At 50.4% G+C, this 24,367-nt stretch carries 28 protein-coding genes; 14 read left to right on the forward strand and 14 right to left on the reverse strand.

What is annotated here, in order from left to right; all coding sequences use genetic code 11:
* Positions 1–6: 6 nt before the first annotated feature.
* The gene (locus tag HYT76_04845; protein ID MBI2082877.1) at positions 7–1,599 is read right to left on the reverse strand and encodes a hypothetical protein; all 1,593 of its coding nucleotides are present in this window, start codon (positions 1,597–1,599) and stop codon (positions 7–9) included.
* A gap of 69 nt (positions 1,600–1,668) precedes the next feature.
* Between HYT76_04845 and HYT76_04850 the strand changes: the two genes are divergently transcribed.
* Entirely contained in the window at positions 1,669–2,697 is a 1,029-nt protein-coding gene (locus HYT76_04850; protein MBI2082878.1) for a radical SAM protein, read from the forward strand.
* On the opposite strand, the gene HYT76_04855 is transcribed toward HYT76_04850, so the two are convergent.
* From HYT76_04855 to dnaK, 3 genes are read right to left on the reverse strand one after another with little or no spacing between them, the layout of a single operon-like run.
* Entirely contained in the window at positions 2,672–3,967 is a 1,296-nt protein-coding gene (locus HYT76_04855) for a radical SAM protein (protein ID MBI2082879.1), read from the reverse strand. The genes HYT76_04850 and HYT76_04855 overlap by 26 nt on opposite strands.
* Positions 3,933–4,727: a menaquinone biosynthesis protein gene (locus HYT76_04860; GenBank protein MBI2082880.1), complete on the reverse strand. Its 795-nt coding sequence runs from the start codon at positions 4,725–4,727 to the stop codon at positions 3,933–3,935. The genes HYT76_04855 and HYT76_04860 overlap by 35 nt, the downstream gene beginning before the upstream one ends.
* A gap of 39 nt (positions 4,728–4,766) precedes the next feature.
* Positions 4,767–6,677 carry a molecular chaperone DnaK gene (gene dnaK, locus HYT76_04865; protein MBI2082881.1) on the reverse strand — a complete coding sequence of 637 codons (1,911 nt, stop codon included), beginning with the start codon at positions 6,675–6,677 and terminating at the stop codon, positions 4,767–4,769.
* Between the two features lie 113 nt (positions 6,678–6,790).
* On the opposite strand from dnaK, the gene dnaJ reads away from it, so the two are divergent.
* Genes dnaJ through HYT76_04880 form a run of 3 tightly spaced genes read left to right on the forward strand, consistent with a single transcriptional unit; the run spans position 6,791 to position 9,289 of the window.
* A complete protein-coding gene (dnaJ, locus tag HYT76_04870) occupies positions 6,791–7,882 on the forward strand; it encodes a molecular chaperone DnaJ (GenBank protein MBI2082882.1) in 1,092 nt (363 codons plus the stop codon).
* Positions 7,879–8,715, forward strand: a complete 837-nt coding sequence (locus HYT76_04875) for a lysophospholipase (protein ID MBI2082883.1) — start codon at positions 7,879–7,881, stop codon at positions 8,713–8,715. Before dnaJ ends, HYT76_04875 begins: the two co-directional genes overlap by 4 nt.
* Positions 8,716–8,752: 37 nt before the next feature.
* Complete coding sequence (locus HYT76_04880) at positions 8,753–9,289, forward strand: hypothetical protein (GenBank protein MBI2082884.1); 537 nt, start codon at positions 8,753–8,755, stop codon at positions 9,287–9,289.
* On the opposite strand, the gene nadB is transcribed toward HYT76_04880, so the two are convergent.
* Complete coding sequence (nadB, locus tag HYT76_04885) at positions 9,286–10,893, reverse strand: L-aspartate oxidase (protein MBI2082885.1); 1,608 nt, start codon at positions 10,891–10,893, stop codon at positions 9,286–9,288. The two genes, HYT76_04880 and nadB, sit on opposite strands and share 4 nt — an antisense overlap.
* A gap of 69 nt (positions 10,894–10,962) precedes the next feature.
* On the opposite strand from nadB, the gene pgsA reads away from it, so the two are divergent.
* Both pgsA and HYT76_04895 read left to right on the forward strand, forming a co-directional pair.
* Positions 10,963–11,604 carry a CDP-diacylglycerol--glycerol-3-phosphate 3-phosphatidyltransferase gene (pgsA, locus tag HYT76_04890; GenBank protein ID MBI2082886.1) on the forward strand — a complete coding sequence of 214 codons (642 nt, stop codon included), beginning with the start codon at positions 10,963–10,965 and terminating at the stop codon, positions 11,602–11,604.
* Between the two features lie 23 nt (positions 11,605–11,627).
* Positions 11,628–11,831, forward strand: a complete 204-nt coding sequence (locus HYT76_04895; protein ID MBI2082887.1) for a dodecin domain-containing protein — start codon at positions 11,628–11,630, stop codon at positions 11,829–11,831.
* 1 nt (position 11,832) lies between these two features.
* Here the strand turns inward: HYT76_04895 and HYT76_04900 are convergent, their stop codons facing one another.
* Both HYT76_04900 and HYT76_04905 read right to left on the reverse strand, forming a co-directional pair.
* Positions 11,833–12,228: a PIN domain-containing protein gene (locus tag HYT76_04900; GenBank protein MBI2082888.1), complete on the reverse strand. Its 396-nt coding sequence runs from the start codon at positions 12,226–12,228 to the stop codon at positions 11,833–11,835.
* Positions 12,228–12,416, reverse strand: coding sequence for a hypothetical protein (locus tag HYT76_04905; GenBank protein MBI2082889.1), 189 nt, complete (start codon positions 12,414–12,416; stop codon positions 12,228–12,230). The genes HYT76_04900 and HYT76_04905 overlap by 1 nt, the downstream gene beginning before the upstream one ends.
* A gap of 133 nt (positions 12,417–12,549) precedes the next feature.
* Between HYT76_04905 and HYT76_04910 the strand changes: the two genes are divergently transcribed.
* On the forward strand, positions 12,550–13,365 hold the full coding sequence (locus HYT76_04910) for a hypothetical protein (GenBank protein MBI2082890.1): 816 nt from the start codon (positions 12,550–12,552) through the stop codon (positions 13,363–13,365).
* A gap of 102 nt (positions 13,366–13,467) precedes the next feature.
* On the opposite strand, the gene aroF is transcribed toward HYT76_04910, so the two are convergent.
* On the reverse strand, positions 13,468–14,472 hold the full coding sequence (gene aroF, locus HYT76_04915) for a 3-deoxy-7-phosphoheptulonate synthase (GenBank protein ID MBI2082891.1): 1,005 nt from the start codon (positions 14,470–14,472) through the stop codon (positions 13,468–13,470).
* Positions 14,473–14,488: 16 nt separating this feature from the next.
* Positions 14,489–14,974, reverse strand: a complete 486-nt coding sequence (locus HYT76_04920; GenBank protein MBI2082892.1) for a hypothetical protein — start codon at positions 14,972–14,974, stop codon at positions 14,489–14,491.
* A 32-nt stretch (positions 14,975–15,006) separates the two neighbouring features.
* On the opposite strand from HYT76_04920, the gene lipA reads away from it, so the two are divergent.
* Genes lipA through HYT76_04955 form a run of 7 tightly spaced genes read left to right on the forward strand, consistent with a single transcriptional unit; the run spans position 15,007 to position 20,736 of the window.
* Positions 15,007–15,867, forward strand: a complete 861-nt coding sequence (lipA, locus tag HYT76_04925) for a lipoyl synthase (GenBank protein MBI2082893.1) — start codon at positions 15,007–15,009, stop codon at positions 15,865–15,867.
* Entirely contained in the window at positions 15,803–17,020 is a 1,218-nt protein-coding gene (locus HYT76_04930) for an aminotransferase class I/II-fold pyridoxal phosphate-dependent enzyme (protein MBI2082894.1), read from the forward strand. Before lipA ends, HYT76_04930 begins: the two co-directional genes overlap by 65 nt.
* A gap of 5 nt (positions 17,021–17,025) precedes the next feature.
* Positions 17,026–18,306 (forward strand): homoserine dehydrogenase, encoded by a 1,281-nt coding sequence (locus HYT76_04935; protein ID MBI2082895.1) that lies wholly within the window; start codon positions 17,026–17,028, stop codon positions 18,304–18,306.
* Complete coding sequence (locus HYT76_04940) at positions 18,303–19,379, forward strand: threonine synthase (GenBank protein ID MBI2082896.1); 1,077 nt, start codon at positions 18,303–18,305, stop codon at positions 19,377–19,379. The genes HYT76_04935 and HYT76_04940 overlap by 4 nt, the downstream gene beginning before the upstream one ends.
* 3 nt (positions 19,380–19,382) lie before the next feature.
* The gene (locus tag HYT76_04945; GenBank protein ID MBI2082897.1) at positions 19,383–19,862 is read left to right on the forward strand and encodes a GNAT family N-acetyltransferase; all 480 of its coding nucleotides are present in this window, start codon (positions 19,383–19,385) and stop codon (positions 19,860–19,862) included.
* 35 nt (positions 19,863–19,897) lie between these two features.
* Entirely contained in the window at positions 19,898–20,380 is a 483-nt protein-coding gene (locus HYT76_04950) for an HIT domain-containing protein (GenBank protein MBI2082898.1), read from the forward strand.
* Complete coding sequence (locus HYT76_04955) at positions 20,377–20,736, forward strand: LapA family protein (GenBank protein MBI2082899.1); 360 nt, start codon at positions 20,377–20,379, stop codon at positions 20,734–20,736. The genes HYT76_04950 and HYT76_04955 overlap by 4 nt, the downstream gene beginning before the upstream one ends.
* Here HYT76_04955 and HYT76_04960 read toward each other — a convergent pair.
* From HYT76_04960 to HYT76_04980, 5 genes are all read right to left on the reverse strand, one after another.
* Positions 20,690–21,412, reverse strand: coding sequence for a hypothetical protein (locus tag HYT76_04960; GenBank protein MBI2082900.1), 723 nt, complete (start codon positions 21,410–21,412; stop codon positions 20,690–20,692). The two genes, HYT76_04955 and HYT76_04960, sit on opposite strands and share 47 nt — an antisense overlap.
* A gap of 210 nt (positions 21,413–21,622) precedes the next feature.
* The gene (locus tag HYT76_04965) at positions 21,623–22,132 is read right to left on the reverse strand and encodes a hypothetical protein (protein ID MBI2082901.1); all 510 of its coding nucleotides are present in this window, start codon (positions 22,130–22,132) and stop codon (positions 21,623–21,625) included.
* Positions 22,133–22,142: 10 nt separating this feature from the next.
* Entirely contained in the window at positions 22,143–22,778 is a 636-nt protein-coding gene (locus HYT76_04970) for a hypothetical protein (protein MBI2082902.1), read from the reverse strand.
* Positions 22,779–22,919: 141 nt separating this feature from the next.
* Positions 22,920–23,471 (reverse strand): hypothetical protein, encoded by a 552-nt coding sequence (locus HYT76_04975; GenBank protein ID MBI2082903.1) that lies wholly within the window; start codon positions 23,469–23,471, stop codon positions 22,920–22,922.
* Between the two features lie 9 nt (positions 23,472–23,480).
* Positions 23,481–24,173: a hypothetical protein gene (locus HYT76_04980; GenBank protein ID MBI2082904.1), complete on the reverse strand. Its 693-nt coding sequence runs from the start codon at positions 24,171–24,173 to the stop codon at positions 23,481–23,483.
* Between the last annotated feature and the right edge of the window lie 194 nt (positions 24,174–24,367).

Consider the following 24,367-nt stretch of genomic DNA (forward strand, 5'->3'; position numbering starts at 1 on the left):
GATTGTCTATGAATTTTGGGGGCCGCCGATGTTCTTTCCCAAGACCCCCTTTTGATCGATCCAGTAATAGCGGTGGATATATCGGGTGAAGTAACTCCCATCATGAACAAGGTTGGTAATCATCCAGGAGATCGTATTTCGTCGGAAATCTTCGGCGACAATATCCAATGGCTCATTTCTCAATGAGAGACGATCTGTATAACGTTCGAGGGGCATCTTGGGTTGGTGAAAATCGACAAGGGTATGACCTTTTTGATACTGCATTGTTGAGAACACGACTTCGACCCTTCCGGGATTCTGTCGTGCCAACTCCAGGGCATATTGGAATGGGGGGAGATGAGGCATCCAGAGTGTTGTGGAGTCGTCTGGTCCACAGGGACCAAAATCTCGCTCAGGCCGCTTATTCTTCCGCGTGTAGATCCAGGCCTCTTTTTCCAGCATTTCATTCTTTCCAGAGGCTGTTCTCGTCATCGGCGCATAAATAGTGTAGACCATACCCCCTTCGTGGTCGGCATATCTTGTTTTGAGACCTTCACTCATTTGTCTGGCACCACCCACAATATCCTTTCGATCAATGATGACCAGTTGACGGCCGAGTTTTTGTGAAGTGACACGTGCTAAAGGTCCAATGGCGCCAAGAGATTCCTTCATCAACTGACCATGTCGACATCCGAGAAGTCTTGCCGCCTTGTCCGAGATCACAAAATCAGTGAAACCTCCGTGACAGAGTTGGATATTGAAAACAATTTTCCCCTCTGAAACCGCTTTTTGAACCAATCCTCCGCCTCGGACGGTGAGCTTCTCCGTGCTGGCAAGCCAGAGGCAACGGTCATCAAATGCCTCTTGGGCACGGACAGCCTCATGATATCTGTTGTTTTTAGGATCGAAACCACTGATCGCCTTCAGCGCCATATCGATCAAATATCGAAAGCCGCGGATTAGTTCCAGGGGACTTCCACTGAATGTTTTTTCACGTGGCTGCATAAACTTAGCGGTCAGTTCCTCACGATCGAATCTTGCCTCTTTGGAAAATTGTGGTGCCGGGAGAATACCGGAGAAAAAGAAAGTAGAACCGACAAGGGTGAGATTGCCTCCGGATGCGAAGAGGGCGGTTAGGATCGCCTGATTTCCTCGAAGTGCCTGTTGGCCACTTTCGTAGATTTGTCTTACTGCAGAGTCGATTGAAATGAGGAGAAGCGGGAGGCTTAGGAGGCTCCAAGCCTTTGCTAGTCTTCCAATTCCCTTGCGTTCAATCAGTTCCTGTAAGGCAGTCCAGACAGGGTGTTGCGATCCTTTGCTGAGGTCTCTGGCGAGAGTGGCCCATTTCCCTTTCTCGATCCTCTTGGATAGAGAGGTTAAGACCATCGGTGTGATGTAGGCCCCTGAGGCTAGAGAAGGGAGGGTTGTCAACGTCCCAAAGACCAGTCGTGGGGCTTCGTCTTTCCACTCTTCCTTACCTGTCGCGCAACGAACGGTTGTTCTTACGAGTGAGGCTGCTGGGAGGAGTCCTGGCACGAATGGGCTCGCGACAAACATGCCGATGTCACCCATGAAACTCCCGAAGGTGCCCAGCGTTCTGTCATCAACGAAATGAACCATCAAAACCATTATCGTCAGTGATTTTAAGAAGTTGCGATGTTCGAGCGCTGATGGTAGTCAGCCGAAACCATGAAAAAGCGCCTTACTGATTCAGAAGGGCTACGTTTAGGGGCAGGGGACCTTTCTCTTCTGAGGGCCAAGGCGCACGAGGCTCGCTGTGAATTTTATCCCGACAAAAAGGCCTCTTACATCATCATGCGGATTGTCAGCTATACGAACATCTGCGTTGCAGATTGTTCCTATTGTGCCTTTTATCGCCGTCCTGGAAACGCTGAAGGGTACGTCCTGACAGAAGAAGAGATCTTTGCGAAGATCGATCATCTGCTGGCGACGGGTGGTTCCTTGGTCGCGATGGAGGGGGGATTCAACCCGAAGTTGAAAATCGACCATTACGAACGGCTGTTTCGGTCGGTGCGAAAAAAATATGGGGATTGCGTTGAAATCTACGGGCCGACGATCGTTGAAATAATCTTTATTGCCAAGGCCTCAAGGATTTCGCTCGAAGAGGCGTTGATTCGACTCAAAGAATCGGGTCTCCGATGGATTCCGGGCGGGGGGGCAGAGATATTGACCGATGAATGGCGGAAAAAACTGTCACCCAAAAAATATTCGGTCAAAGAATACCTGGATGGAATGGAGTTGGCTCAACGATTAGGTTTCGGAACGACAGCGACGATGGTGATCGGGTTTGGTGAAAGTCCAGAAGACCGGATCGAACATCTGCGCCATATCCGCGATCTCCAAGACAAGACCGGTGGATTCTCCAGTTTCCTGCTCTGGAGCTATCAACCAGACAACACAGCCTTGGGGGGGGTTCGTATTGTTAACGAAGATTATCTTCGGACGGTAGCGGTTAGTCGGCTCTATCTCGATAATATCCCTGTCATCCGTGCCTCCGTGCTGACTCAAGGGGAAGGGGCCGCCCAGGCCCTACTTTCCGGGGCGCATGATTTCGATATTCCACTTGAGGATCAGGTGACCGAGAAGGCTGGGATCAAGATTGAAAGAAATGTCGAAAAGGTATTGAGTTGGGTTCGTCAGACAGGGATAGAGCCGGTGAAGCGCAAACCGCTCACTCTGACCCCAAAACATCCATAAACGGACTGACCGAAAAGACCGCCTTGCCGAGGCCTGGCTGACCATATCCTTTTGGAGAGGGAAGTTTGTGTTTGTGAAAAGTTTCACGATAGATTGCGAGGAGTCGAACATAATATTCCAGTGGAGGTGGCTCGGGGTTTGATTCAAAGAGGGCGGTGCCTGGTTCAACACACCAGCTGGTGAAGCGTGGCAAGATTCCTCGGGACATAAAGAACTCCAGGCCTTCGTGAGTGGAGGCGATCGCCTCATCGACTGATCGAAAACCATGGGGTTTTGACATCTCGATTCCTGCGACAAAATTCGGGATCACACCCTCTGCTCCGAAGACCTCTGCAGCATTGAGTGTCCTTTGAATCCATTCCTTTTGTCCGATATATCTTTCCTTGCCGGCACAGAGTTGGACGAAGAGATTTTTGTCCCAGACCTCAAAGTTTGGGTGATAGATTTGGTAGCCGGCATTTTTCAAAATCTTTACCTCTTCAAGCGGTAAGGCCTGGACATTCGCCTTTCCGATCCATCGTCCTGGGAACTTTTCCTCGATTGCCCGCGCATATTGCGCATAAAACTCCGCCTCTTTCATCCCGTTCAGCTCCTTTGTGACGGCACCTCCTGAGACGGTGTAGGCCTGGCTGACCTTCCCTTGATCCAGCTCGTTAATAATTTGGAGCGCTTCCAGAATTTCCCCAGAATTTTTGATACCGGTGTAGGAACGTCCTGCACGCAACTGCTGTCGATAGTTGTTGTTGATGTCGCAAAACTGACACTCCTCCTGTTCGCCCCAATACTGACAAAGGCGGAAGGCGGTCAGGTAGATCAGGTAACCCCATTCAATCGTTGGGGCGATATCGGTGACCGGTTTGCCGGATTTGAGGGGAGTGGTGTAGTAAGGTGGTTGTTGAGGAAGGAGGATGTTGGCGATTATTTCATTGTTGTAACGTAATTGTAGGGGCGACCGGCCGGTTGCCCCTACAGCGATTCGATACAGCGACTTTGGATTCACCCTCACCGACACAATGGTTCGCTTCAAATCGTACGGCCCACGGATCAGTGCAATCTCTTCCGGGACTGATTTTCGCTCTAATTCTGAAAGATCCTTTTGGGTTGTTCGATCGAATGAGAAGATGAAATATGACTTTGGTTTTGCCTGTGCACAAACTTTGAGCGCCTCAGGTGAAAATGAAACTCCAAGTCGGAGCAGATCTGACTTAATGACCGCTTCCAGTGGGATCTGATATCTATCCGCGAGGGTAAAAATGGAGTCGGAGTTCATGGTTAATGAGACCCAGCTCTCTAGCGTAGGAATGGAATCTCTTCAACCCCTCAATTTCCTGATCCCCTAGGTGATACGAAACATTCTGCAGCAGATATTTTCGCGTCTGGTCCTCGGGGAAGTCGGTTTGATGCGTGACCAGTGTGTCGATAGAGGAGAGATTTTTTTTACAGGTGTTGATCAGCGTCTCGACGACGTTTTTTTCTAATTGAGGGTGTCGGCCAATCCACGTGGCAAAGACAAAAGGGAGACCGGTCCAGGAGGTCCATTCTTCTCCTAAGTCGAGAAATCTCCCCCCTCTGCCCCCCTCTTTGTCAAAGAGGGGGGTTGGGGGGGGATTTTGCATTGCTTTATTCCCAATCAACAAGACCGCATCCGGATCGGGTCCCGGAAGCGGATGATCGAAGCGGATCTTTGCGAGATCGATCTTATATTTAAAATGGAGCAATATTTTGAGTAGCATCGCGGAGGTTTTGGACTCCATGTCGAGATAGATGCTCCCGACATCCCCGAGCGTCATCCCTTCCTTCTGGAAGATCAGTCGGACACTCTTCACCGGTCCACGGCAGCCGATAGCAACTCCGGGGACGACGGAATAATCTGGATTTTCAAACAGGGTGACGATCGGAGCTGTCGCCAGATCAAGCTCACCGATCTTTAGAAGTCGGTCTAGCGCTGCCGGTGGTGCCTGCCGAACCTCCCATGGGAGTCCGTGGATCAGAGGGAGGGCGTTGAGATACGGGACGGCGCCGAATCGCATCGTAGGCGGGGTAACCCCGCCCCTACTATTCTGTCAACGTTATTCCTTGCTCTCCGTATACTCGGCGTCGACGACATCCTCGTCTTTTTTCTTCTTGCCCGAGTCCTCTTTTTCCCCCTCTTTTGCCTTTTCGGCCCCCGCCTTGTAGAGCTCCTCGGCCATCTTGTGGGACGCCTCTGTTAATTCCTGACTTTTCTTTTTGATCTCATCGATGTCGTCATCCTTCAGCGCCTTCTTGCAGGCCTCGACCGCTGTTTCGACATCGTTTAAGATCTTGGCCGGAATTTTTTCCCGATTTTCCTTTACGGTCTTTTCGGTGATATAAACCAGGGATTCGGCGGCATTCTTCGCCTCGATATCGTCACGCCGTTTTTTGTCTTCCGATTCATGCTCTTTTGCCTCTTTGACCATCTTTTCGACCTCATCTTTTGCGAGACCGCTGGAGGCGGTGATGGTGATATGCTGGGCCTTGGCTGTCGCCATATCTTTGGCCGAGACATTGATAATGCCGTTGGCATCGATATCGAAGGTGACTTCAATCTGGGGAACTCCTCGAGGTGCCGAAGGGATCCCATCGAGGACGAAGCGGCTGAGTGTTCGGTTATCCTTCGCCATTTCTCGCTCCCCCTGGAGGACATGGATCTCTACCGAGGTTTGATTATCAGCGGCGGTCGAGAAGACCTGGCTCTTTTTTGTCGGGATTGTTGTGTTTCTCTCGATCAACTTCGTCATGACAGATCCCAAGGTTTCGATTCCGAGAGTCAGCGGTGTTACGTCAAGGAGCAAGACATCGCGAACCTCTCCCCCGAGGACCCCGGCCTGAACAGCAGCCCCGAGTGCGACGACCTCATCCGGGTTCACCCCTTTATGAGGCTCACGGCCAAAGTATTTCTTCACCTCTTCCTGGACCCTTGGGATTCGGGTTGAACCACCGACCAAGACCACCTCGTCGATATCGGATGGTTTCATCTTTGCGTCAGCCAGTGCCCGTTTCACCGGTTCAAAGGAATGAATAAACAGATCTTCGCAGAGAGATTCGAGTTTGGCTCGGGTCAGCTTGATGTTCAGGTGTTTTGGTCCCGAGGCATCTGCGGTCAGGAAAGGGAGATTGATCTCAGTCTCGAGCGTACTGGAGAGCTCAATTTTCGCCTTTTCTGCGGCCTCTTTGAGGCGTTGCAGGACCATCTTGTCTTTGGAGACATCGATCCCCTGATCTTTTTTGAATTCAGAAATGAGATAATCGATAATCCGATGGTCGATATTGTCACCGCCAAGGTGGGTATCACCATTTGTCGAAATAACTTCGACGACATTTTCACCCACCTCGAGGATCGAGATGTCAAAAGTTCCTCCACCGAAGTCATAGACAGCAATCGTTTCATCTTTCTTTTTATCAAGCCCATAGGCCAAAGCAGAGGCTGTTGGCTCATTGACAATTCTCAAGACCTCGAGACCGGCAATCTTTCCCGCATCCTTCGTCGCCTGGCGCTGACTGTCATTGAAATAGGCAGGGACCGTGATGACCGCCTTGGTAACCTCTTCACCGAGATAAGACTCAGCCGCTTTCTTAAGTTTCATCAAGACCCGCGCAGAGATCTCGGGGGGGGAGTATACTTTACTTGTATTGGGAATATTGACATGGGCATCCCCATTGTCTGATTTGACAACCTGATAAGGGACCATCTTTTGTTCCTCGGAGACCTCACCCAGTTTTCGTCCCATGAAACGCTTGATTGAATAAACAGTGTTCTCTGGATTTGTGATCGATTGTCGTTTGGCGATCTGACCAACAAGCACCTCGCCATCTTTTGTATACGCGACAACAGAGGGTGTGAGTCGGGACCCTTCTTCATTCACAATCACCTTCGGCTCGCTCCCCTCCATGATCGCAACGACAGAATTGGTGGTCCCAAGGTCTATGCCTATGATTTTGCTTGATTTTTTAGCCATATGAGCTCCTTTTTTATCTGGGTCAGCGTTAACTTATGCATGAAACAACCAAAGTCAAGGTTTCTACAGGTGAAATTTGACTTCTCTTATTAAATGATTAACGTAACCCCGCTGTGACCAAGAAAGATTACTATCATGTCCTGGGTCTCTCACGAGACGCCGATTCTGAAGAGGTGAAGAAGGCGTATCGACAAGCTGCCTTGCAACACCACCCGGATCGAAACCCCGATAATAAAGAGTCAGAGGAAAAATTTAAAGAGGCGGCCGAGGCGTACGAGGTCCTCTCCGATCCTGAAAAGAGGCAGCGGTACGACCAATACGGCCATGCCGGACTTTCCGGGACCGGATTTCATCATTTTACAGATGTGGACGATATCTTTGCCAGCTTCGGAGATCTTTTCGAGGATTTTTTTGGATTTGGTCCCTCCCGACATGCGCGCGGAAGGGGGCATCGAGGGGGGGATCTTTCTGCGGAGGTGAGTGTGACTCTGGAGGAGGCCTTTGCCGGTTGTGAAAAGAAGATTGAGGTGGCTCGCCTAGAGAAATGTGACGCCTGTCATGGGAGTGGTGCCGAGGCGGGGAGTTCACGAAGGAGCTGTACGCGGTGTCATGGCTCAGGCCAGGTTACTCGGAATCAGGGTTTTTTTATGATCGCGACAACCTGCAATGTCTGTCATGGGGCAGGGTCGGTTCTGGAGAACCCCTGTCGTGAGTGCAAAGGGGAGGGGAGGAAAAAAGTTCACAAGAAGCTCTCTGTTAAAATTCCGCCAGGCGTTGATACAGGCACACAGCTTCTCTTGCAACGAGAGGGAGAGGCAGGTCTGGAGGGGGGCGAGAAGGGGGACCTCTATGTTTTTATTGAGGTCCAACCTCATGAGCGATTCATTCGCGAGGGGCATATCGTTCACACAAAACTTCCGATCTCATTTGTACAGGCGGCGCTTGGGGGTGAGGTGGAGGTTGAGACCCTCGATGGGGGGCGTAAGATCGAGGTCCCAAAAGGAACAGAGACAGGGGGCAAGATTATCCTGGAAGGTTTGGGTTTCCCTGATTTAAGGAGGAAGGAGCGGGGGGATTTCGTGGTTCATTTTGAGGTGAAAATTCCAAGACACCTGACCAAAAAACAGGAACAGCTTTTGGAAGAGTTTGCGCTGCTCTCCGGTGAGAAGGCCGAAAGGCCGAAGAAGAAGGGATTTTTTTCGTGACAAACCATTCTTCCGGAAACTTTGAGGGGGCGAAGGGGACAAGGCTTTTTTTTCAGCAATGGCTTGCTCCTAAACCGAAGGCGAGGCTCTTGTTTATCCATGGTTTGGGGGAGCATTCGGATCGTTACCACCATACCGCCCATTTTTTTGTCTCAGCAGGATACTCTGTTTTTCACTTTGACTTGAGGGGGCATGGGAAGTCTGAAGGCCAGCGTGGCTTTGCAGAATCACTTGCAGACCTCTTGGCCGATATCGATCGGTTTATAACGAAGTTTGGCGCCAATAGCGACCCTCTTTTCCTGATCGGACACAGCTTTGGTGGGCAGTTGGCCTTGAATTATGTGACCTCTTCTTATCCCGGTATTCAGAAGCTCAATGGGATCATTTTTTCATCTCCGAACATCCGGGTGGCGATCGACATCCCTCTGGTCAAGGTTCAGGCAAGCCGTCTTCTCTCCAGAATGATTCCTCGGCTCTCTTTGGCGAATGAGATCCCGATCGATTTCCTCTCCCATGATCCTGAGGTGGTCAAGGCCTACAATAGAGACCCTCTTGTTCAGACAAAAATCACGACGCGTCTGGGAGATCTTATCCTCCGGAATCAGGAGATGATCGATTCACTGGCCCAAAAGATTCGTCTTCCCTCTCTCTTCCTGCTTGGAAGCGAGGACAGGATCTGCTCACCGGAGGCGTCAAAAGAATTTTTCAAAAAAATTCCTGTTGAGGATAAAACATTAAAGATCTATCCAGGGTTTTATCACGAATTGTTTAATGAAGTCGGAAAGGAGAGGGTATTCAATGACATGGTTCAATGGATCGAAAAACATCTTTAGGCTTCGCCTTGCATCTGGATCGGTTTTTATCAGCCTCGTGGTTGTTTTAACTCTTTTTGTTTTTTCGAGTGTTTCTTTTGCATCCTCCTACAAGTCGGTTCTCAAAAAATGGACCCGAGGGGCGAAGGATTACACCTTTCAGGATTTGGAAATGAGACTGGATTGGAAGGCGACTTTTTTTTCCGATGAATTTCGTGGGGCGCGTCGTGAGAAGCTTCAATCAGTACTCCAATTAACGGAGGTTGAGAGGGGAGAAGAAGAGGTTAAAGACCAGGAGTCGAATTCAAAATACGACGAATTTTTTGTCGGGATTTATGCTGGTTCGAATGTCTATCCAGATATTGGGAAAAATTCCGGTGAATGGCGGCTTGCGATCGATGTGGGTGGAAAAGTTGTCAAGGCAGAGTCGATTAAAAAAGTACATGTCACCGATCTGGAAAGAAAGCTCTATCCCTATCTGAATCACTGGTCGCATGCCTATCTTGTTCGTTTCCCAAAGACGATTCGGGAAGGGGATCATTTTTCCTTGAAGATGTTGGGAGTCCCGGCGACATCGGAATTAACCTGGGATTAAATCACCGTATCCCTCCGAAATTCATCCTTCATCTCCGGATAGTCGATCGTGTAATGGAGCCCGCGGCTTTCCCTGCGCAGCAGCGCGCATTGGATGATCAGGTCGGAGACCGTGGCGATATTGCGGAGTTCGATCAGATCCGGGGTTAGTTTGAAATTTCGATAGTATTGATTGATCTCATCGATCAGGAGATCGAGACGGCGTCTCGCACGCAAGAGGCGTTTGTTGGAACGGACAATCCCCACATAATTCCACATCGTCCGCCGGATTTCGTCCCAATTGTGAGAGATTACCACCTGTTCATCGGAATCGAGCGCTGTTTCAATCTTCCAGTCTGGGCCGCTTCGTGAGGGGGACTCGATTGTCCCTCCCTGTTTTATCTCTTCAGCTGATGCCTGGATCGCTCGGTGCGCCATGACCGCCGCCTCGAGGAGGGAATTCGAGGCAAGCCGATTTGCCCCATGCAGGCCGGTACAGGCGACCTCGCCAACAGCATAAAGTCCTGGAATGTTGGTTTGGCCATTCAGATTTGTGATGACACCGCCACAAAAATAATGGGCTGCCGGCACCACGGGAATAGGAGAGGTCGTGATGTCGATCCCATACTTGAGACAGGTTTCGTAGATTCCGGGAAATCTTTGTTTGATGAATGAGGCCGGTTTTTCGGTGATATCGAGAAGGACGTAATCATCCCCTGTCTTTTTCAATTCTGTATCAATAGCCCGTGCGACAATATCGCGTGTTGCGAGCTCTCCGGCAGGGTCATATTTTTTCATGAACAGGTCACCGTTTTTGAGTCTCAGTTTGGCCCCCTCTCCCCTGACTGCCTCCGAGATCAGGAAAGAACGTCCCTCCGAGGGGGTGGACGAATCTTTCGTGAGGCCGGGGTTGTAGAGGCAGGTTGGGTGGAATTGGACAAATTCCAGATTCGCGAGTCGTGCCCCTGAACGATAGGCCATCGCCATACCGTCGCCGGTCGCGATATCCGGATTTGAGGTATAGAGATAAACCTTTCCAGCGCCACCGGTTGCGAGAAGGGTAATACGAGACAGGATGGTGTTTATTTTACCTGTTTGTCTATCCAGGAGAGAGACACCGATACAGCGTTTGTTGGAAGAGGATAAAATGAGATCGATCGCGAAATGGTGTTCGAAAATCTGGAGGTTCGACAGGGAACGTGCCTTCGACACGAGGGCCCGCTCAATTTCGGCACCTGTCTGATCTCCGGCATGCAGGACACGTCTTTGACTGTGTCCCCCCTCGCGACCCAGGTCGTATTCCTGAGGTGTCTTCTTGGAGAATTGAACCCCCAATCGGATTAATTCTTGAACCCGCTGCGGCCCCTCTGCGATGATTGTTTTTACCACTTCCAGTTGAGAAAGTCCCTGACCGGCTTGCAGCGTATCCTGGATATGGGCGTCAACTGAATCGAGGCGAGACATCACGGCGGCGATCCCTCCCTGGGCATAATTCGTGTTGGCGTTGAGCGCCTCTTTTTTTGTGATCAGGATGACTTGACCGTGATTCGCCGCCTCGATTGAGAAGCTGAGTCCTGCGATCCCTGAGCCGATCACGAGAAAGTCCGTTTTTTGAACCTCATTCATCGTTATGATCCCTCATTTAGTGACAATTATTCCTTTTCGCAATTCCTCATTTATGATAACCCCGGCTCCATGTCTTGGCTCGAAAAACGCACGAGGAAACCACTGACCACCGATCAACTGTTGGGGATTGCCAATTACCTTACCTATGGACGGATTGCGGTTGTCCCAATCGTCTTGTTCCTGCTTTCAATGATCGACGACAAGAATCTCGGCCGGCAGGGGATGAATTATTTCCTGAGCTGGTTTTGTACGTCTCTCACGACGGCGGCAGGGATTTCAGATGTCATCGATGGATATTATGCGCGTCGTTATGGAGTTGTCAGTTCTTTCGGAAAATTCCTGGATCCCTTGGCCGACAAGCTGCTCACGATGTCGGTCATGATCATGATGATCCCGATGGGGAGACTTCCGGCATGGATCGTGATTGTTTTGATCGCTCGTGATGTCACAATCACCGGTTTGCGTTCGATGGCTGCGGATGAGGGGCTTGATTTGGCCGCCTCCGCCTGGGGGAAGAGGAAGATGGCGATGCATATGGTCGCCTTGGGATTTCTGTTGGTCCACTACCCGACGTGGGGGCTGGATCCGCACCGGATCGGGATTGTGTTGCTCTGGCTCACGATGCTCATTTCTTTGGGATCGGGGTTTCATTATATCTGGTGTTTTTTTGGTGAGGTGTTGGTCAAACAAAAAAGCGGGGGAGGATCATAACTCCCCAAAAGGAGGTTTATCTTATGGCCGTAGCACGTGTCACTGAAATCATCGCATCATCGAAGGAGAGCTGGGAGGATGCTGCCCGTCAGGCAATTGCAAGGGCTGCAAAGACGCTCAGGGGAATTACCGGCGTTGAGATCCTTCGGCAGAATGCGAAGGTCGAAAATGGCCGCATCGCTGAGTATCGGGTTGATTGCCGGATTACGTTTGTCTTGGAGAAGTAATCTAAAAAAGCGTTACCGGAACGATCGGGGCCAGCTGCTTCATTTTTTTGTCCAGAGTCCAGATTTGGGCATTGGCCAACTTTGCACTGATCAGAATCATCCTGTCGACGATTCCGGGGAGACCTATCTTTCTCTTTCTTGATTCAATGGAGAGTTGAGTGATCTGGTTCCAGATGTCATCGGAGTTCCAATTGGGGTCGATTGATTCCAAGGCATTCAGTGCTAACGTGACAACAGATCTCGTTTGAGTCGTCATCTCTCCCGACAGGACCTCGGCCTTGATCGGAAGGCAGGTCGCTGCGCTGCGTTCCTCGATAAGAAGGTCAACAGCCGAGACGTCCACGGTCGGTTTTTTCTGAAAATACTCGATCCAGATTGAGGTATCGATCAGGATCATCAGTGGGATCGCATCTTGCGGAGGTCTTTTTGGGTCAACCCGATCGCACCCGTTCCTTTGAGTTTCATCAGTCCTTCAAGCCTCTTGCGACGGATCAATTCCTCTAGCCCCATGACGACCGCCATCGTCTGGGTCGAGGCCCCGCTCGCCTTCACCGCCTCCTCGAGGAGTCCTTTTGGTATGTTCATTGAGGTTCTATTAGACATATCTATTATGCATAATATAAAGTAAGATAGACATATAAGTCAAGACTTACAGGTCGTCAAAAACTATGTCATAAACTAGAAACATTTCTTTCAGTCCGACGATAACGATTCCAGAATGAGACCCGTACCTTCTGCAGGTGAATCACTGCCCCTGTATCATGACTTGCCAGGCCGGAAACTTCAGAACGCGCTCGACCGCCCTGTCCGGGATCCCGGATGGCCCTTGAGGGAGAGCAGATCCTTTAAAATTCGGCCTCTCCGCGATGTCCTTCGGGATCTTGCCGTCCCTTGGCATGCCAAAAGACTCCGGTTTGGCAACGAGGCAGTCTTGGATGAGGCCCGTGCCCACTTAGGTGAGTCCGCGGTTAGAACGATTGATCAGGTAGTCCGGTGTCTCGAAACGGTCTACAAGGAAGTCACCAGTGGCATCTCGAAGATTGCCTATGGGGGGCTCCGATCGGAAAGGATGTTCTGGCAAAATCTGCTCGCGTTCGCCGCAGCCGACCCCCTTATTTACCGCTTCGTCCCCCCCTTGTCTGAGGTGTTGCAGGACCCCGCGAATCTCCTGCTTGGGTCTTCTCCTATTAGATCCGTGAAGCTTGTTGGCCACTTTTCTACGATTGACCGGTGTCGCGCCTCTGCCTCTGAATCTCTTTATCTCATTGGTTGCAATCTCCAGTCCCTGCCACGACAAGAGGCAAACCGGGGATTCAGGCTATTGAACGGGCTCCTGAAAGGGCCTGAAGATCAGTTGGAGCCCCTCGGCCATCAACTGGATGATTTTTTGAAAAGTAACTTCAGCAGGCGAGCCAGCTGCCAGGCGAGTGTCGGTTGTAAGGTGGCGAGGCATCTTCAAATTGCGCGGTTTGGCTCCTGCTTGGCGCTGGCCCTGCTCGCGGGATCGGCTGTTTTTTCAACCATCATGGGCTGATGAATTCCTGTCGGGGCTGAAAAAAACCTGTCATTGTCCGATCAAGATCCTCCCAACCAGGAATAGCTCGGTCCTTGAGACCCTCAAGATCTTAGAGTTTGCTTAAGTAGGGGCGTATCGCGATACGCCCCTACACAAATTCTCGAACTGCTCAAAATTCAGCGCCTGAAATCCATCCGAGAGCGCCTTTGAGGGCTCCTTGTGGAGCTCGATGATCAGGCCATGCGCGCCGACGGCGATTGCGGCGCGGGAGAGCGGGGCGACGAGGCTGGTGCGTCCCGTGCCATGCGATGGATCGACGATGATCGGGAGGTGCGAGACTTCCTTAACATAAGCGACCGCGTTGAGATCCAGTGTGTTTCTTGTCGCGGTCTCAAAAGTACGAATCCCCCGTTCGCACAGGACCACTTGGGAATTCCCTCCGGCTAAAATGTACTCGGCAGCGAGAAGGAACTCTTCGATCGTCGCCGCCATGCCGCGCTTCAAAAGGACCGGCTTCTGGATCTTTCCCAATCGTTGGAGCATCTCAAAGTTCTGCATGTTGCGTGCGCCGACCTGTATCATGTCGGCGTGGGTCAAGACCTGATCGAAGTATTCGAGATGCAGGAGTTCTGTGACGACGGAGAGGTTGTATTTATCAGCTGCCTTTCGGAGGAGCTTGAGTCCCTCCACGCCATGTCCCTGAAAAGAGTAAGGGGAACTCCGTGGCTTGAAGGCTCCGCCTCGCATCGCCTTGACCTTGAGTTTCGAGAGAAATTCAGCGGTCTCAAAGACCTGTTTTTCATTTTCGACACTGCAGGGGCCGGCGATCAGTTCGGGGGGATTATTCCCGCCAAATTTCGCCCCCTGTTTCAGTGAGACAACGGTGTCGGTGGGATGCCATTCGCGAGAGACCAGTTTATATGGCTTCGTGACATGCAAGACTTCTTTGACCGCGTCGTTCAGTCCGAGTTCCGATTCATCGATGTATCCCTTGTTTCCCCGAATCCCGATGGCGGTCCTCTGAGCGCCCGGCAGAAAGTCGGGTGAGTAGCCGGCCTTTCGGATATTCTCCATCAGCTCGTCGATTTGAGGCTGCGTCGCGTCTTTCTTGAGAACGATGAGCATGGAGGGGGTATACAGTTTAATGTGTCTCAAGCCAATTCAAAATTGTCTCGACCCTTTTCTCTTCCGCTGAAACATCGAACTCCGTAAGCCTAGCCCCTTCGAGAATAGCAAGGCATGACGTCAGCGTCTTGATCGTTTCGTCTCGTTGTGTCTCCTCCTGATAAAGGTGTTCGAGGTGACCCAGGAGACGGTAGAAGTCCTGAAAACAGACGACATCAGGAAGAAGATTTAACGATCGGGTAGAAAGATAGGAGGGAGAAAAGGCAAATCCGGCATGACACAAGACCAGTTCACGTCCCCCTTCAAAAACAAGGTTCAGATAATCGCCCAATCCTTCAGGATGCTCTCGCCTTCGAAATTGAGTGACTTTTGGATATTCAATAGAGTGTTCCTTGGAGGTTGTGATTTCCCTGAGGAGGATTCCATTGGGAATCTCCTGTGAGACGAAGACTGTGGGGTAGTCTGTCAGCCACTTTTGAACTGTTTCTTTGATACTTGCCATGACTTCAATCTCTGTGTAATTCGAAAATCTCTATGAAGCAACTGGAACGACTCCCCTCATGGCTCAAAAAGGGTTTTGGAAATTACCCTGAAGTTCACGAGATGAAGAAGGATCTTCATCGGTTTGGTCTCCACACCGTTTGTGAAGAGGCGCGTTGTCCGAATCTTCACGAATGTTGGTCGCGGGGGACCGCGACCCTGATGATCTTAGGGGAAGTCTGTACCCGGCATTGTGGGTTTTGTTCCGTGATTTCGGGAAAAACCGGAAAGACAGATCCCCATGAACCACAAAAGGTCGCCGAGATGGTTCAAAAAATGGGGCTCAAGCATGCCGTCATCACGATGGTGGCACGGGACGATCTGACAGATGGCGGGGCGATGCATGTTGCTGCGGTCATTCGGGCGGTGCGGGAAAGAAATCCGGAGACACAGATTGAGATTCTTACCTCCGATTTTGAAGGAAAGGAGGGCTCTCTCGATCAGGTGATTGAGGCAAGACCGGATATCTTTAACCATAATTTGGAAACGGTTGAGCGACTGACCTCGCAGGTGAGACATAAGGCGACCTATGAAAGGTCTTTGGCCGTCCTTGATTATGTGCAAAAAAGGGCGCCAATGATGAAGACAAAATCAGGGATCATGCTCGGGTTAGGGGAGAGGGAAGAGGAAGTGGGGCAGGCACTCCGGGATCTTCGGGATGTCGGCTGTGAACTCCTCACGATTGGACAATACCTGCGACCGACGATGAAGAATCTGCCGGTTGTCGAATATGTTCGTCCGGAGATTTTCGAGAGATGGCGGGAAGAGGCACTTGGAATGGGATTTCGGAATGTCGCTTCAGGGCCGTTTGTCAGGAGTTCCTATATGGCGGAGGCACTCAGTGATGGAATTTGAAAGAATCAAAAAATTACCACCTTATATATTAGGTCAAGTGACCCAGATGATGATCGAGGCGCGGCGAAATGGGGAGGATATTATTAACCTCGGCATGGGGAATCCGGATCTCCCGACGCCACGACATATTGTTGAGAAGCTTAAAGAGGCGGCGGACAAACCAAAAAATCACCGCTATTCGGTTTCTCGAGGGATTGTAAAACTAAGGACCGCCATCTCTCGTTGGTACAAGAAAAAATACAACGTCGATCTCGATCATGACTCGGAGACAATTGTGACGATCGGGGCGAAGGAGGGGCTATCCCACCTCATGATCGCCATCACAAAACCGGGTGATGTGGTGTTTGTTCCCGATCCTGCCTATCCGATCCATACCTATGCCCCGGTGATTGCTGGTGCGGAGGTAAAGCCGGTCTCGCTTTACGGCGATTTTTTCGAAAATCTTAAAAAGGCGAAAAAAGAGGTGGGAACAAGGGGAAAAATTCTTATTATTTCCTTTCCCTCAAATCCGACGACCCATGTCGTCGATCTTCCCTTTTTTGAAAAGGTGATCGCCTTTGCTGAGGAGCATGATCTTTTAGTCATCCATGACCTCGCCTATGCTGATCTTGTCTTTGATGGGTATCGGGCCCCTTCGATCCTTCAGGTTCCTGGCGCCAAGAAGAGGGCGGTCGAGATCTATTCCCTCTCAAAAGGTTACAGCATGCCGGGTTGGAGGGTCGGGTTTGTTGTTGGAAATCAGGAGATGGTTTTTGCACTGACGCGGCTCAAGAGTTATTTCGATTACGGGATGTTCACGCCGATTCAGGTGGCGGCGACTGTTGCGCTTGATGGACCCCAGGGGTGTGTGAAGGAAATTGTCGAAACCTACAAGCAGCGCCGTGATGTCCTCTGTGACGGACTTTCACGGATTGGTTGGCAGATCGAAAAACCGAAGGCGACGATGTTTGTCTGGGGGGAGATTCCGGAGCCGTGGAAAAAAATCGGTTCGGTAGAGTTTTCAAAACTTCTTTTGAGCAAGGGGAAGGTGGCAGTTTCTCCTGGACTTGGGTTTGGCCAGTGTGGTGAGGGTTATGTGAGATTTGCGTTGGTTGAAAATGAGAAAAGGATTAGGCAAGCGGTACGCGGAATAAAGGAAATCCTAAACAAATAATATTTATGAAAACAGTGAAAATAGGTCTCTTGGGGTTCGGGACTGTCGGGGCTGGGGTTTTTAAACTGATCACGGAGCGGTGTGGACTTTTGGAAGAGAGGTCGGGTGTTCGTTTTGAGATTAAAAAGATTCTCGTTCGGGATCTCAAAAAACCGAGAAAGGTGGAGGTCGATCCACGACTTCTGACGACAAACCCAGAAGAAGTTTTGGCTGATCCTGAAATTTCTACTGTGGTTGAATTGATTGGCGGGATTGAGCCGGCACGGTCTTATCTAATTCAGGCGATCCAATCGGGAAAAAAAGTTGTGACGGCGAATAAACTGCTTCTTGCCGAGAAGGGGGGAGAGATTTTTGAGCTGGCGAGGGAATGCAAAACCCCGGTCGGTTTCGAGGCCTCTGTGGGAGGAGGGATTCCGATTATCCGTGCACTTCAGGAGGGGTTTGTCGGGAACCAGATCAATGAAATCTATGGGATTGTTAATGCGACTTCGAATTATATCCTTTCGGAGATGTCCCTGAAGGGGAGCGAGTTTCAGGAGGTTTTTGCCCACGCCCAGAGTGAGGGGTATGTGGAGAGCGACCCTCGCATGGATATCGAGGGGCATGATGCTGCCCAGAAACTTTCTATCTTAACAGCACTTAGCTCCGGTTCTTCCCCTGCCCCGGACAAGATCTATGTCGAAGGGATCAGTCGGATCACCCACTTTGACATTGAATCTGCAGAACAGCTTGGATTTAGAATCAAACTTCTCGCTGTCTATAAACAGCATGAGGGGAGGATCGAGGCGCGTGTGCATCCCACATTTATCCCGCTTCGCCATCCGCTTTCGGACGTTAATGGCTTCTTCAATGCTATTTATGTGAAGGGGGATGCTGTCGGCGAGACGATGTTTTATGGTCGTGGGGGGGGGATGATGCCAACCGCCTCAGCGGTTGTCTCCGATATCGTTTCTGTCGAGAGGACCGTCTTTGACCCCTCTCTCTTGCCCACGGCACGTCCCGTTTCGTTCTTTTCACTGGAAGAGCTGTCGATGGAATATTATTTGCGGTTCACTGTTGTCGATCGTCCCGGGGTCTTGGGTCAGATTGCCAATGCGTTGGGGGCCAATGAAATCAGTATCGCCTCTGTCGATCAACATGGCCAAGACAAGGGGGGGCGTGTGCCGATCGTGATCATGCTCCATCGGGCACAGGAAAAAAATGTCCGAAAGGCGATTCAGATCATTGATCAAATGGAGCCGGTGCTGGATAAGACCTTGTGCATTCGTGTGGAGCCTCTCGCTTGAGTGGGATCATTAGAAAATATCACTCTTTTCTTCCAATCAACGATCGTTTTATTGTTACTTTGCTTGAAGGGAATACGCCGTTATTGCCGGCGCCACGATTGGCGGCAAAGATTTTTGGTTCACTTCTTAAAAATCCTCCCGAATTGTATCTGAAACTGGAGGGGTTGAATCCAACCGGTTCCTTCAAGGATCGCGGGATGACCTATGCCGTCTCGAAGGCGCTGGAAGCTGGGAGTCAAGCGGTCATCTGTGCCTCGACCGGTAACACCTCCGCCTCAGCGGCCGCTTATGCGGCCCGTGCTGGCATACGGGCCTACGTTGTTATCCCGAAGGGAAAGATCGCATTGGGAAAACTGTCGCAGGCGGTCATGCATGGGGCCCGTGTGGTGGCTGTGGAGGGAAATTTTGATGAGGCGCTTCGTTTGGTTAAAGAGATAGCGCAAGAAGGGGGGGTAACACTTGTCAATTCGATTAATCCCCATCGACTCGAAGGTCAAAAGACAGCAGCCTTTGAGATCTGCGAACAGTTAGGTGGACCGCCGACCCATCATCTGCTGCCTGTCGGAAATGCGGGGAATATCACTGCACATTGGAAAGGGTATCGGGAATTTTGTCAGACCAGTCCGACGAGTCCGACCGGTCGGACTATTCTCCCCAAAATGCTTGGTTTCCAAGCAGCCGGTGCGGCGCCGATTGTCCTGGGGCATGTTGTGAAAGAGCCTCGAACGGTCGCGACGGCGATACGGATCGGGAACCCAGCCTCATGGCAAGGAGCGGTAGCGGCTCGAGACGAGTCGAGCGGGGTGATTGATAAAGTCACTGATCGGGAGATCCTCGAGGCGTATAAGATGATTGCCACATTGGAAGGGTATTTTTGTGAGCCGGCCTCAGCGGCCTCTGTCGCTGGCCTTAATAAGCTGGCGCGGCAACGGTATTTTGGGGAAGGGGATCGTATCGTCTGTACTTTGACCGGACATGGATTAAAGGATCCGGATAACGCTATCCGGATTTCCAGATCTCCGGTCACGATAAAGCCGGAGTTAAAAAAACTGATCAAGGCGTTGAAATTGTAAGAGATGAAGATTGCATTCAAAAAGATGGATGAAGATGAATTCAAATTGTTTGCGAAAGACTCCATCAAAAGTTCTGCAGAAAAATTAAAGGGCATTCGGGGAGTTAGTGATGACGAAGCACTTCAGGAGGCCGAGCGTCAATTTTGTTCGATACTACCTCAAGGGAAGTCAACGCCGAACCACTGTCTCTATTCGCTCATCGATACCTCATCAAAGAAAAAAATCGGACACCTTTGGTACGGAACTTCCAAGGTGGGTCAGTCTCTTCAGGCATACCTTTATGACATTGTGATTATCAAAGAATGCCAGCGAAAGGGGTATGGTTTTCAAGCGCTCTCACTCATGGAAGAGGAGGCAAAAAAAATGGGGGTTCAAAGGATTAATCTCCATGTCTTGGGTCAGAATGAGACAGCGGCGCGACTCTACCGACGACTGGGGTATCAGGTGTCTGTTATGAACCTGTTTAAAAAACTTGCCAGATAGGTAAGACACTGAAATTATGATATAGGAAATTTACAATGAAAGTCATCTGGGCGCCATGGAGGATTGAATATCTGAAGGCGAAAAAAGAGAAGGGGTGTGTTTTATGCAAAAGGAGCCGCGGAAAGCAAGATCAGCAGAGTTATATTCTACATCGAGGGAAGAAGAACTTTGTGATTTTGAACCGATATCCGTACATCAATGGACATCTGATGGTCGTTCCTTACCGTCACACCGCCCGGTTTGAGGACTTGAGGGAGGATGAGATGGCGGAACATCATCAGCTCATCAGGAAATCTGTCCTTGTTTTGAAAAAGGCCTTCAAACCCCATGGATTTAATATCGGTATGAATATCGGCCAGGCTGGCGGTGCCGGTATTGCCGAACATCTTCATATGCATGTTGTCCCGAGGTGGCCTGCTGATACCGGATGTATGCCGGTGCTGGCGGATACCCGATCTCTTCCACAATATTTGCAGGATACCTATAAAATCTTAAAGAAAGGATGGGTAAATCTATGAAAAAGGTCATTTATGCGATCATCATCGCTCTGGCCTGTTTTATTGTCCTGAATTCGATTTACAGCAATGTCGGGAGTATTGATTTTAATTACCCGATGAGTTTTCGTTTTAGTGTACCACATCTTTTCACCCTGAAGTCGCTTTCAGTTCCTGCCGGTTTTGTGATTCTCACTGCCTTTTGTCTCGGAATGGTTTTCCTGCCCCTGCTTCAATTAATTCCAACGATCTTTCGGAACGCCGAGATCCGGGCGAAGGAAAAACGGATCCGGGAGTTGGAGAGGGAGCTTGATGAGGCGAGATTAAATCCCTCTACGCCCGAGCAGGACCCTTCTTTCCCTTCTTCCTCAAATCCTTGAGTGTTAGAGTAGAACCTTCTGGAACCGGTGCGGCAGGTTCTGGCGCACGACGGGAAAGTTGTTCCAATCCTTTGGCGGCAAGTTTTTGGATATTCATCCCCGGGACGTAGCCTGTCTGAGCCGTCGCTGCCGGTATCGGAAATCCTTTTCGACCCTTGTTCTGGATGCTGGCAATATCGAGTTGAAGTATTCTTAATGGGGAGGGGATTTTCTCGAGGGCTGTCCGGATCTCATTTTTTATTTCCTTATTAATCCTGATTTTTCCATTCACCAGTTTGTTTTGTTTCCGGTAGTGGTCGAGGATCAGAGGAATATTCGCCTCGGGGATCCAGGTGGAAGGGCAGACAAACTGTTTGAAGACCGCCTCAAACTCCTTTTCAGAAAATTCCCTTTCTTGCAGGCGATCAGGGTCAAAAGGCTCTCCAATAGGTCCTGAATATCGATAGGAACCTTTTTTGAGCCACTGCTCTTTCGTAACCTTGTAACCGCCATCCTTTTGTTTGCTGTCGTCAAACGCCTTGATCCACTGCTCGAGCGTCTGTTTTTTGAAATCGACGAAACCGTTCGCGTAGAGGTAAAGCAGGTCGTATTGATTCTGATAGATAATGTATTTCTGTCCGTCATCACTCTCTTGAGCAACGACATCCCAGAGCTCCTCCATCGGATCTTTTGGCATAACCCCCCACGGCTGTTGTCAAAGGCCCATCTACTTCGTTGGCTGCTTCGGTCACTCCTCGACGTACCACTCAAGTACGCCTGCGTCGTGCCTCAGCAGCTCGCCTCGTATCTGGGACCTTTCTCAACAGCCTTCTAGTTACATGAATTTACTTGTCTTTTAATATAACGGTCTTTGGGATCTAAGTCAAAGAAATTGATAAAGCAGGAGTTATGAATTTTCGGTATTTGCCCCTTCGACCTGCCGGGCGGCATGCTCGTAATGCATTGCAGTCTTGTTACGGACCGAGGCGAGTTGGTCGGCATGGAGTCGGGCGCTCGCCATGAGGGTCAGTGATTTCACATCATTACGAAGTTGGAATCTCCAATTTCTATGCTCTCTTTTGTCGGTAAGTTCGATCATTCGCATCTGATCCTTGACCTGTTGGTATTGGAGGCTGGCGGTGGCCAGAATTCCTTGAGATCGGAGTTCTGCTTGATCGATGATCGCATCGGTACGGAGCTGGGTAATTTCGCCGAGTGTTTTGTTGTTTTCCCTCGCAATCGCCAACTGAGATTTGGCGTTAATATCAGCGATATCGGTGAGCGGGCTATTCCAATAATACATTGCCGCATCAAACTCTTGTTTCGCGGCAGCCACAACAAGCGCCACCCACGCGTGGCAGCCGAATTTCTGTCCCGGTGATTTCAGATTCTGATTGTCAAATCCGTAAAAATCCATCGTGACTCCTTTAGCCAGTCGCCGTCGATGTCGACGCCGCTATCCTCTCCTGGAAATTATACTCCATCTTCGTCATTTCACGGTCATGTTCGAGACGTGAGACATGGATTTCGGCGTTATGGGCGAGTGTCATGACCTTCGACTCGCCGGTGATCTGTTTTCTCTCATTGAAAAAGGCGCGACGACTTGCCTGATCCATGTACCTCTTGTAATCCACGGACTGCAGATATTGTGTGTTTGCATTGAAGATCATCCCCATCACCTGCCAACGGGTCTGATCGGTTTCGGCACCGGTGCTGATCTCGGCAAGTCTTTTTTGTGTCTCGTTGTTGCTGGCATTGACGGTCTCCCAGAGGCCGGTATTGATCTTCGCGAGACTCGTCATCATCTCGTTGTTCATTAAGGAATTGCCCGCGGAACTGGCGAGTGCCAGCGCGCCAAAGCCCCACATCGCTCCATTCCCGTCACCACCACTATCACCACTACCACCACCGGCTGGTTCAGCCGCAGCGGTTGTTGGGGGAGGTTCAGCAGGTGCACTTATTGGAGAAAATCCTGTCGCTCCAGCAGCCCCTGGAATTCCGTTGATATCAAGAAAGCCCCTTTTGATTGGGAGATTTATATTTTCAAATCCGTAGAGGTTCATGTCCTCTTAGATATGCAATCAGCGTGCCGTCCCACATATTAAAATTACTATTGATTACAATTGGTTAGCTAGGTGGCAGGTACCTTTTTGGTAGCTTTTTGGGGTTTTGATCTGGGAATTGAGGAGGGAAGTCATCAGGGGTTATGACAACAGAGTCGCCGGATCGATCGCAACTTCGTTTACAACCGGCCTCTCATACTCCGCCATCCTCTCCTCATGCTGGAGCTGCATGGAGGTCATGGATTGATCATGCTCGAGATTTAAAGAATGGATATAGGCATTGTACTGAAGCGTCATCGCGCGCAGGTCGTTTGAGAGCGCCTTCCTCTCATTGAAGGAGGCCCTGCGGTTTGCCATATCGGCATAGGAGAGCTGCATCGAGGTGCTGAGATACTGCGTATTGGCCTGAAACATCATCCCCATCACCTGCCAGCGTGTATTTTCGACAGAGGCATACGCACCCTGTTCGGCCATATAACGGGCGGTCAGGTTATCCTGCAGATTCATCGCCTCCATCGCCTTGGCATTTGTGTCGGCCATTGACGTGTACATGTTGGCCATCGTTTTATTGTTTTCATAGCCGGCTAATGCTCCCATAGCTCCGAATCCAATGAGGGTCCCGTCGCTAATATAGTTTCCAAATTTTTCTCCGGGGAGATTCAAGCTTGATTTGTCAAATCCGTAGAAGTCCATATATCCTCCTTATTCCTCCTCCCGATGAAACTGCGCATTCGGGTCGGGAGGGAGCTCTGATGGGGTCTCGCCACGATTAAATCCATCGGTCCATTCATTAATCAAACCGAGTAACTGTTCGTCTCTTATATCCAGATCGTCCGCCGATGGCATCTGATCAGGATAAAGTCGATCGACATAACCATTCATCTCGTTATCGGCATCGCTCGAAAACTGATAGGGGTTATCGTTATCGACCGTTGCCCCTGTCAGGAGGTCAACATTCGCCATGTCGTACATGCTCGGTTCCTGGATCGGGGCATCGAACCGATGATCCTCATTCAAACCAAATTGACTCCGGAGCATCTGCTCTTCGGCAGTATTGTTTGTTTGGGCCCAACTCACAAAGGCGTTTGTCACTTTTTCATAGCTATCTTTGGTTGCCTCACCGACGGCAAAACGCAGCTCTTCTTTCGCCGCCAATTTTTCCGTCTGGAGTCTCTGAAGGTGTGCCGCCTCACGTTGCTGACGGATCGCCTCCTGCATTGCGGACATCTCCATCGCCTGCCCTGTCCGGCGAGCAATTCTTTCCTGCTGTGCGGCATAAGAAGCGGCGCGGGCACCCATGCGTGCAACCCGCTCGGCCGATTCGGCATTGATCCGGGCAGCGGTAACCGCCGGATCTTCCTCGCCAGTAGCCCATCTGATAGCTTCGACTAACATCTATAACACTCCTCAGCCCCCTATATTGCAATCAGCGTGCCGTCTTCTGAATCTAATTTACCATTTAATTTCAAATAGTTAAAAGTGTGCCTGACACCGGCTTTGGCCTTTATTGTTGGGAGGAGTCCCAAAGTGGGGAGAGGGAACCCCATGGGCAAAACTGCTTGTTTTTCGGGTTTAAACTGGGCAAAGAG

This window comes from Deltaproteobacteria bacterium (assembly GCA_016180845.1).
Lineage (GTDB): Bacteria > UBA10199 > UBA10199 > JACPAL01 > JACPAL01 > JACPAK01.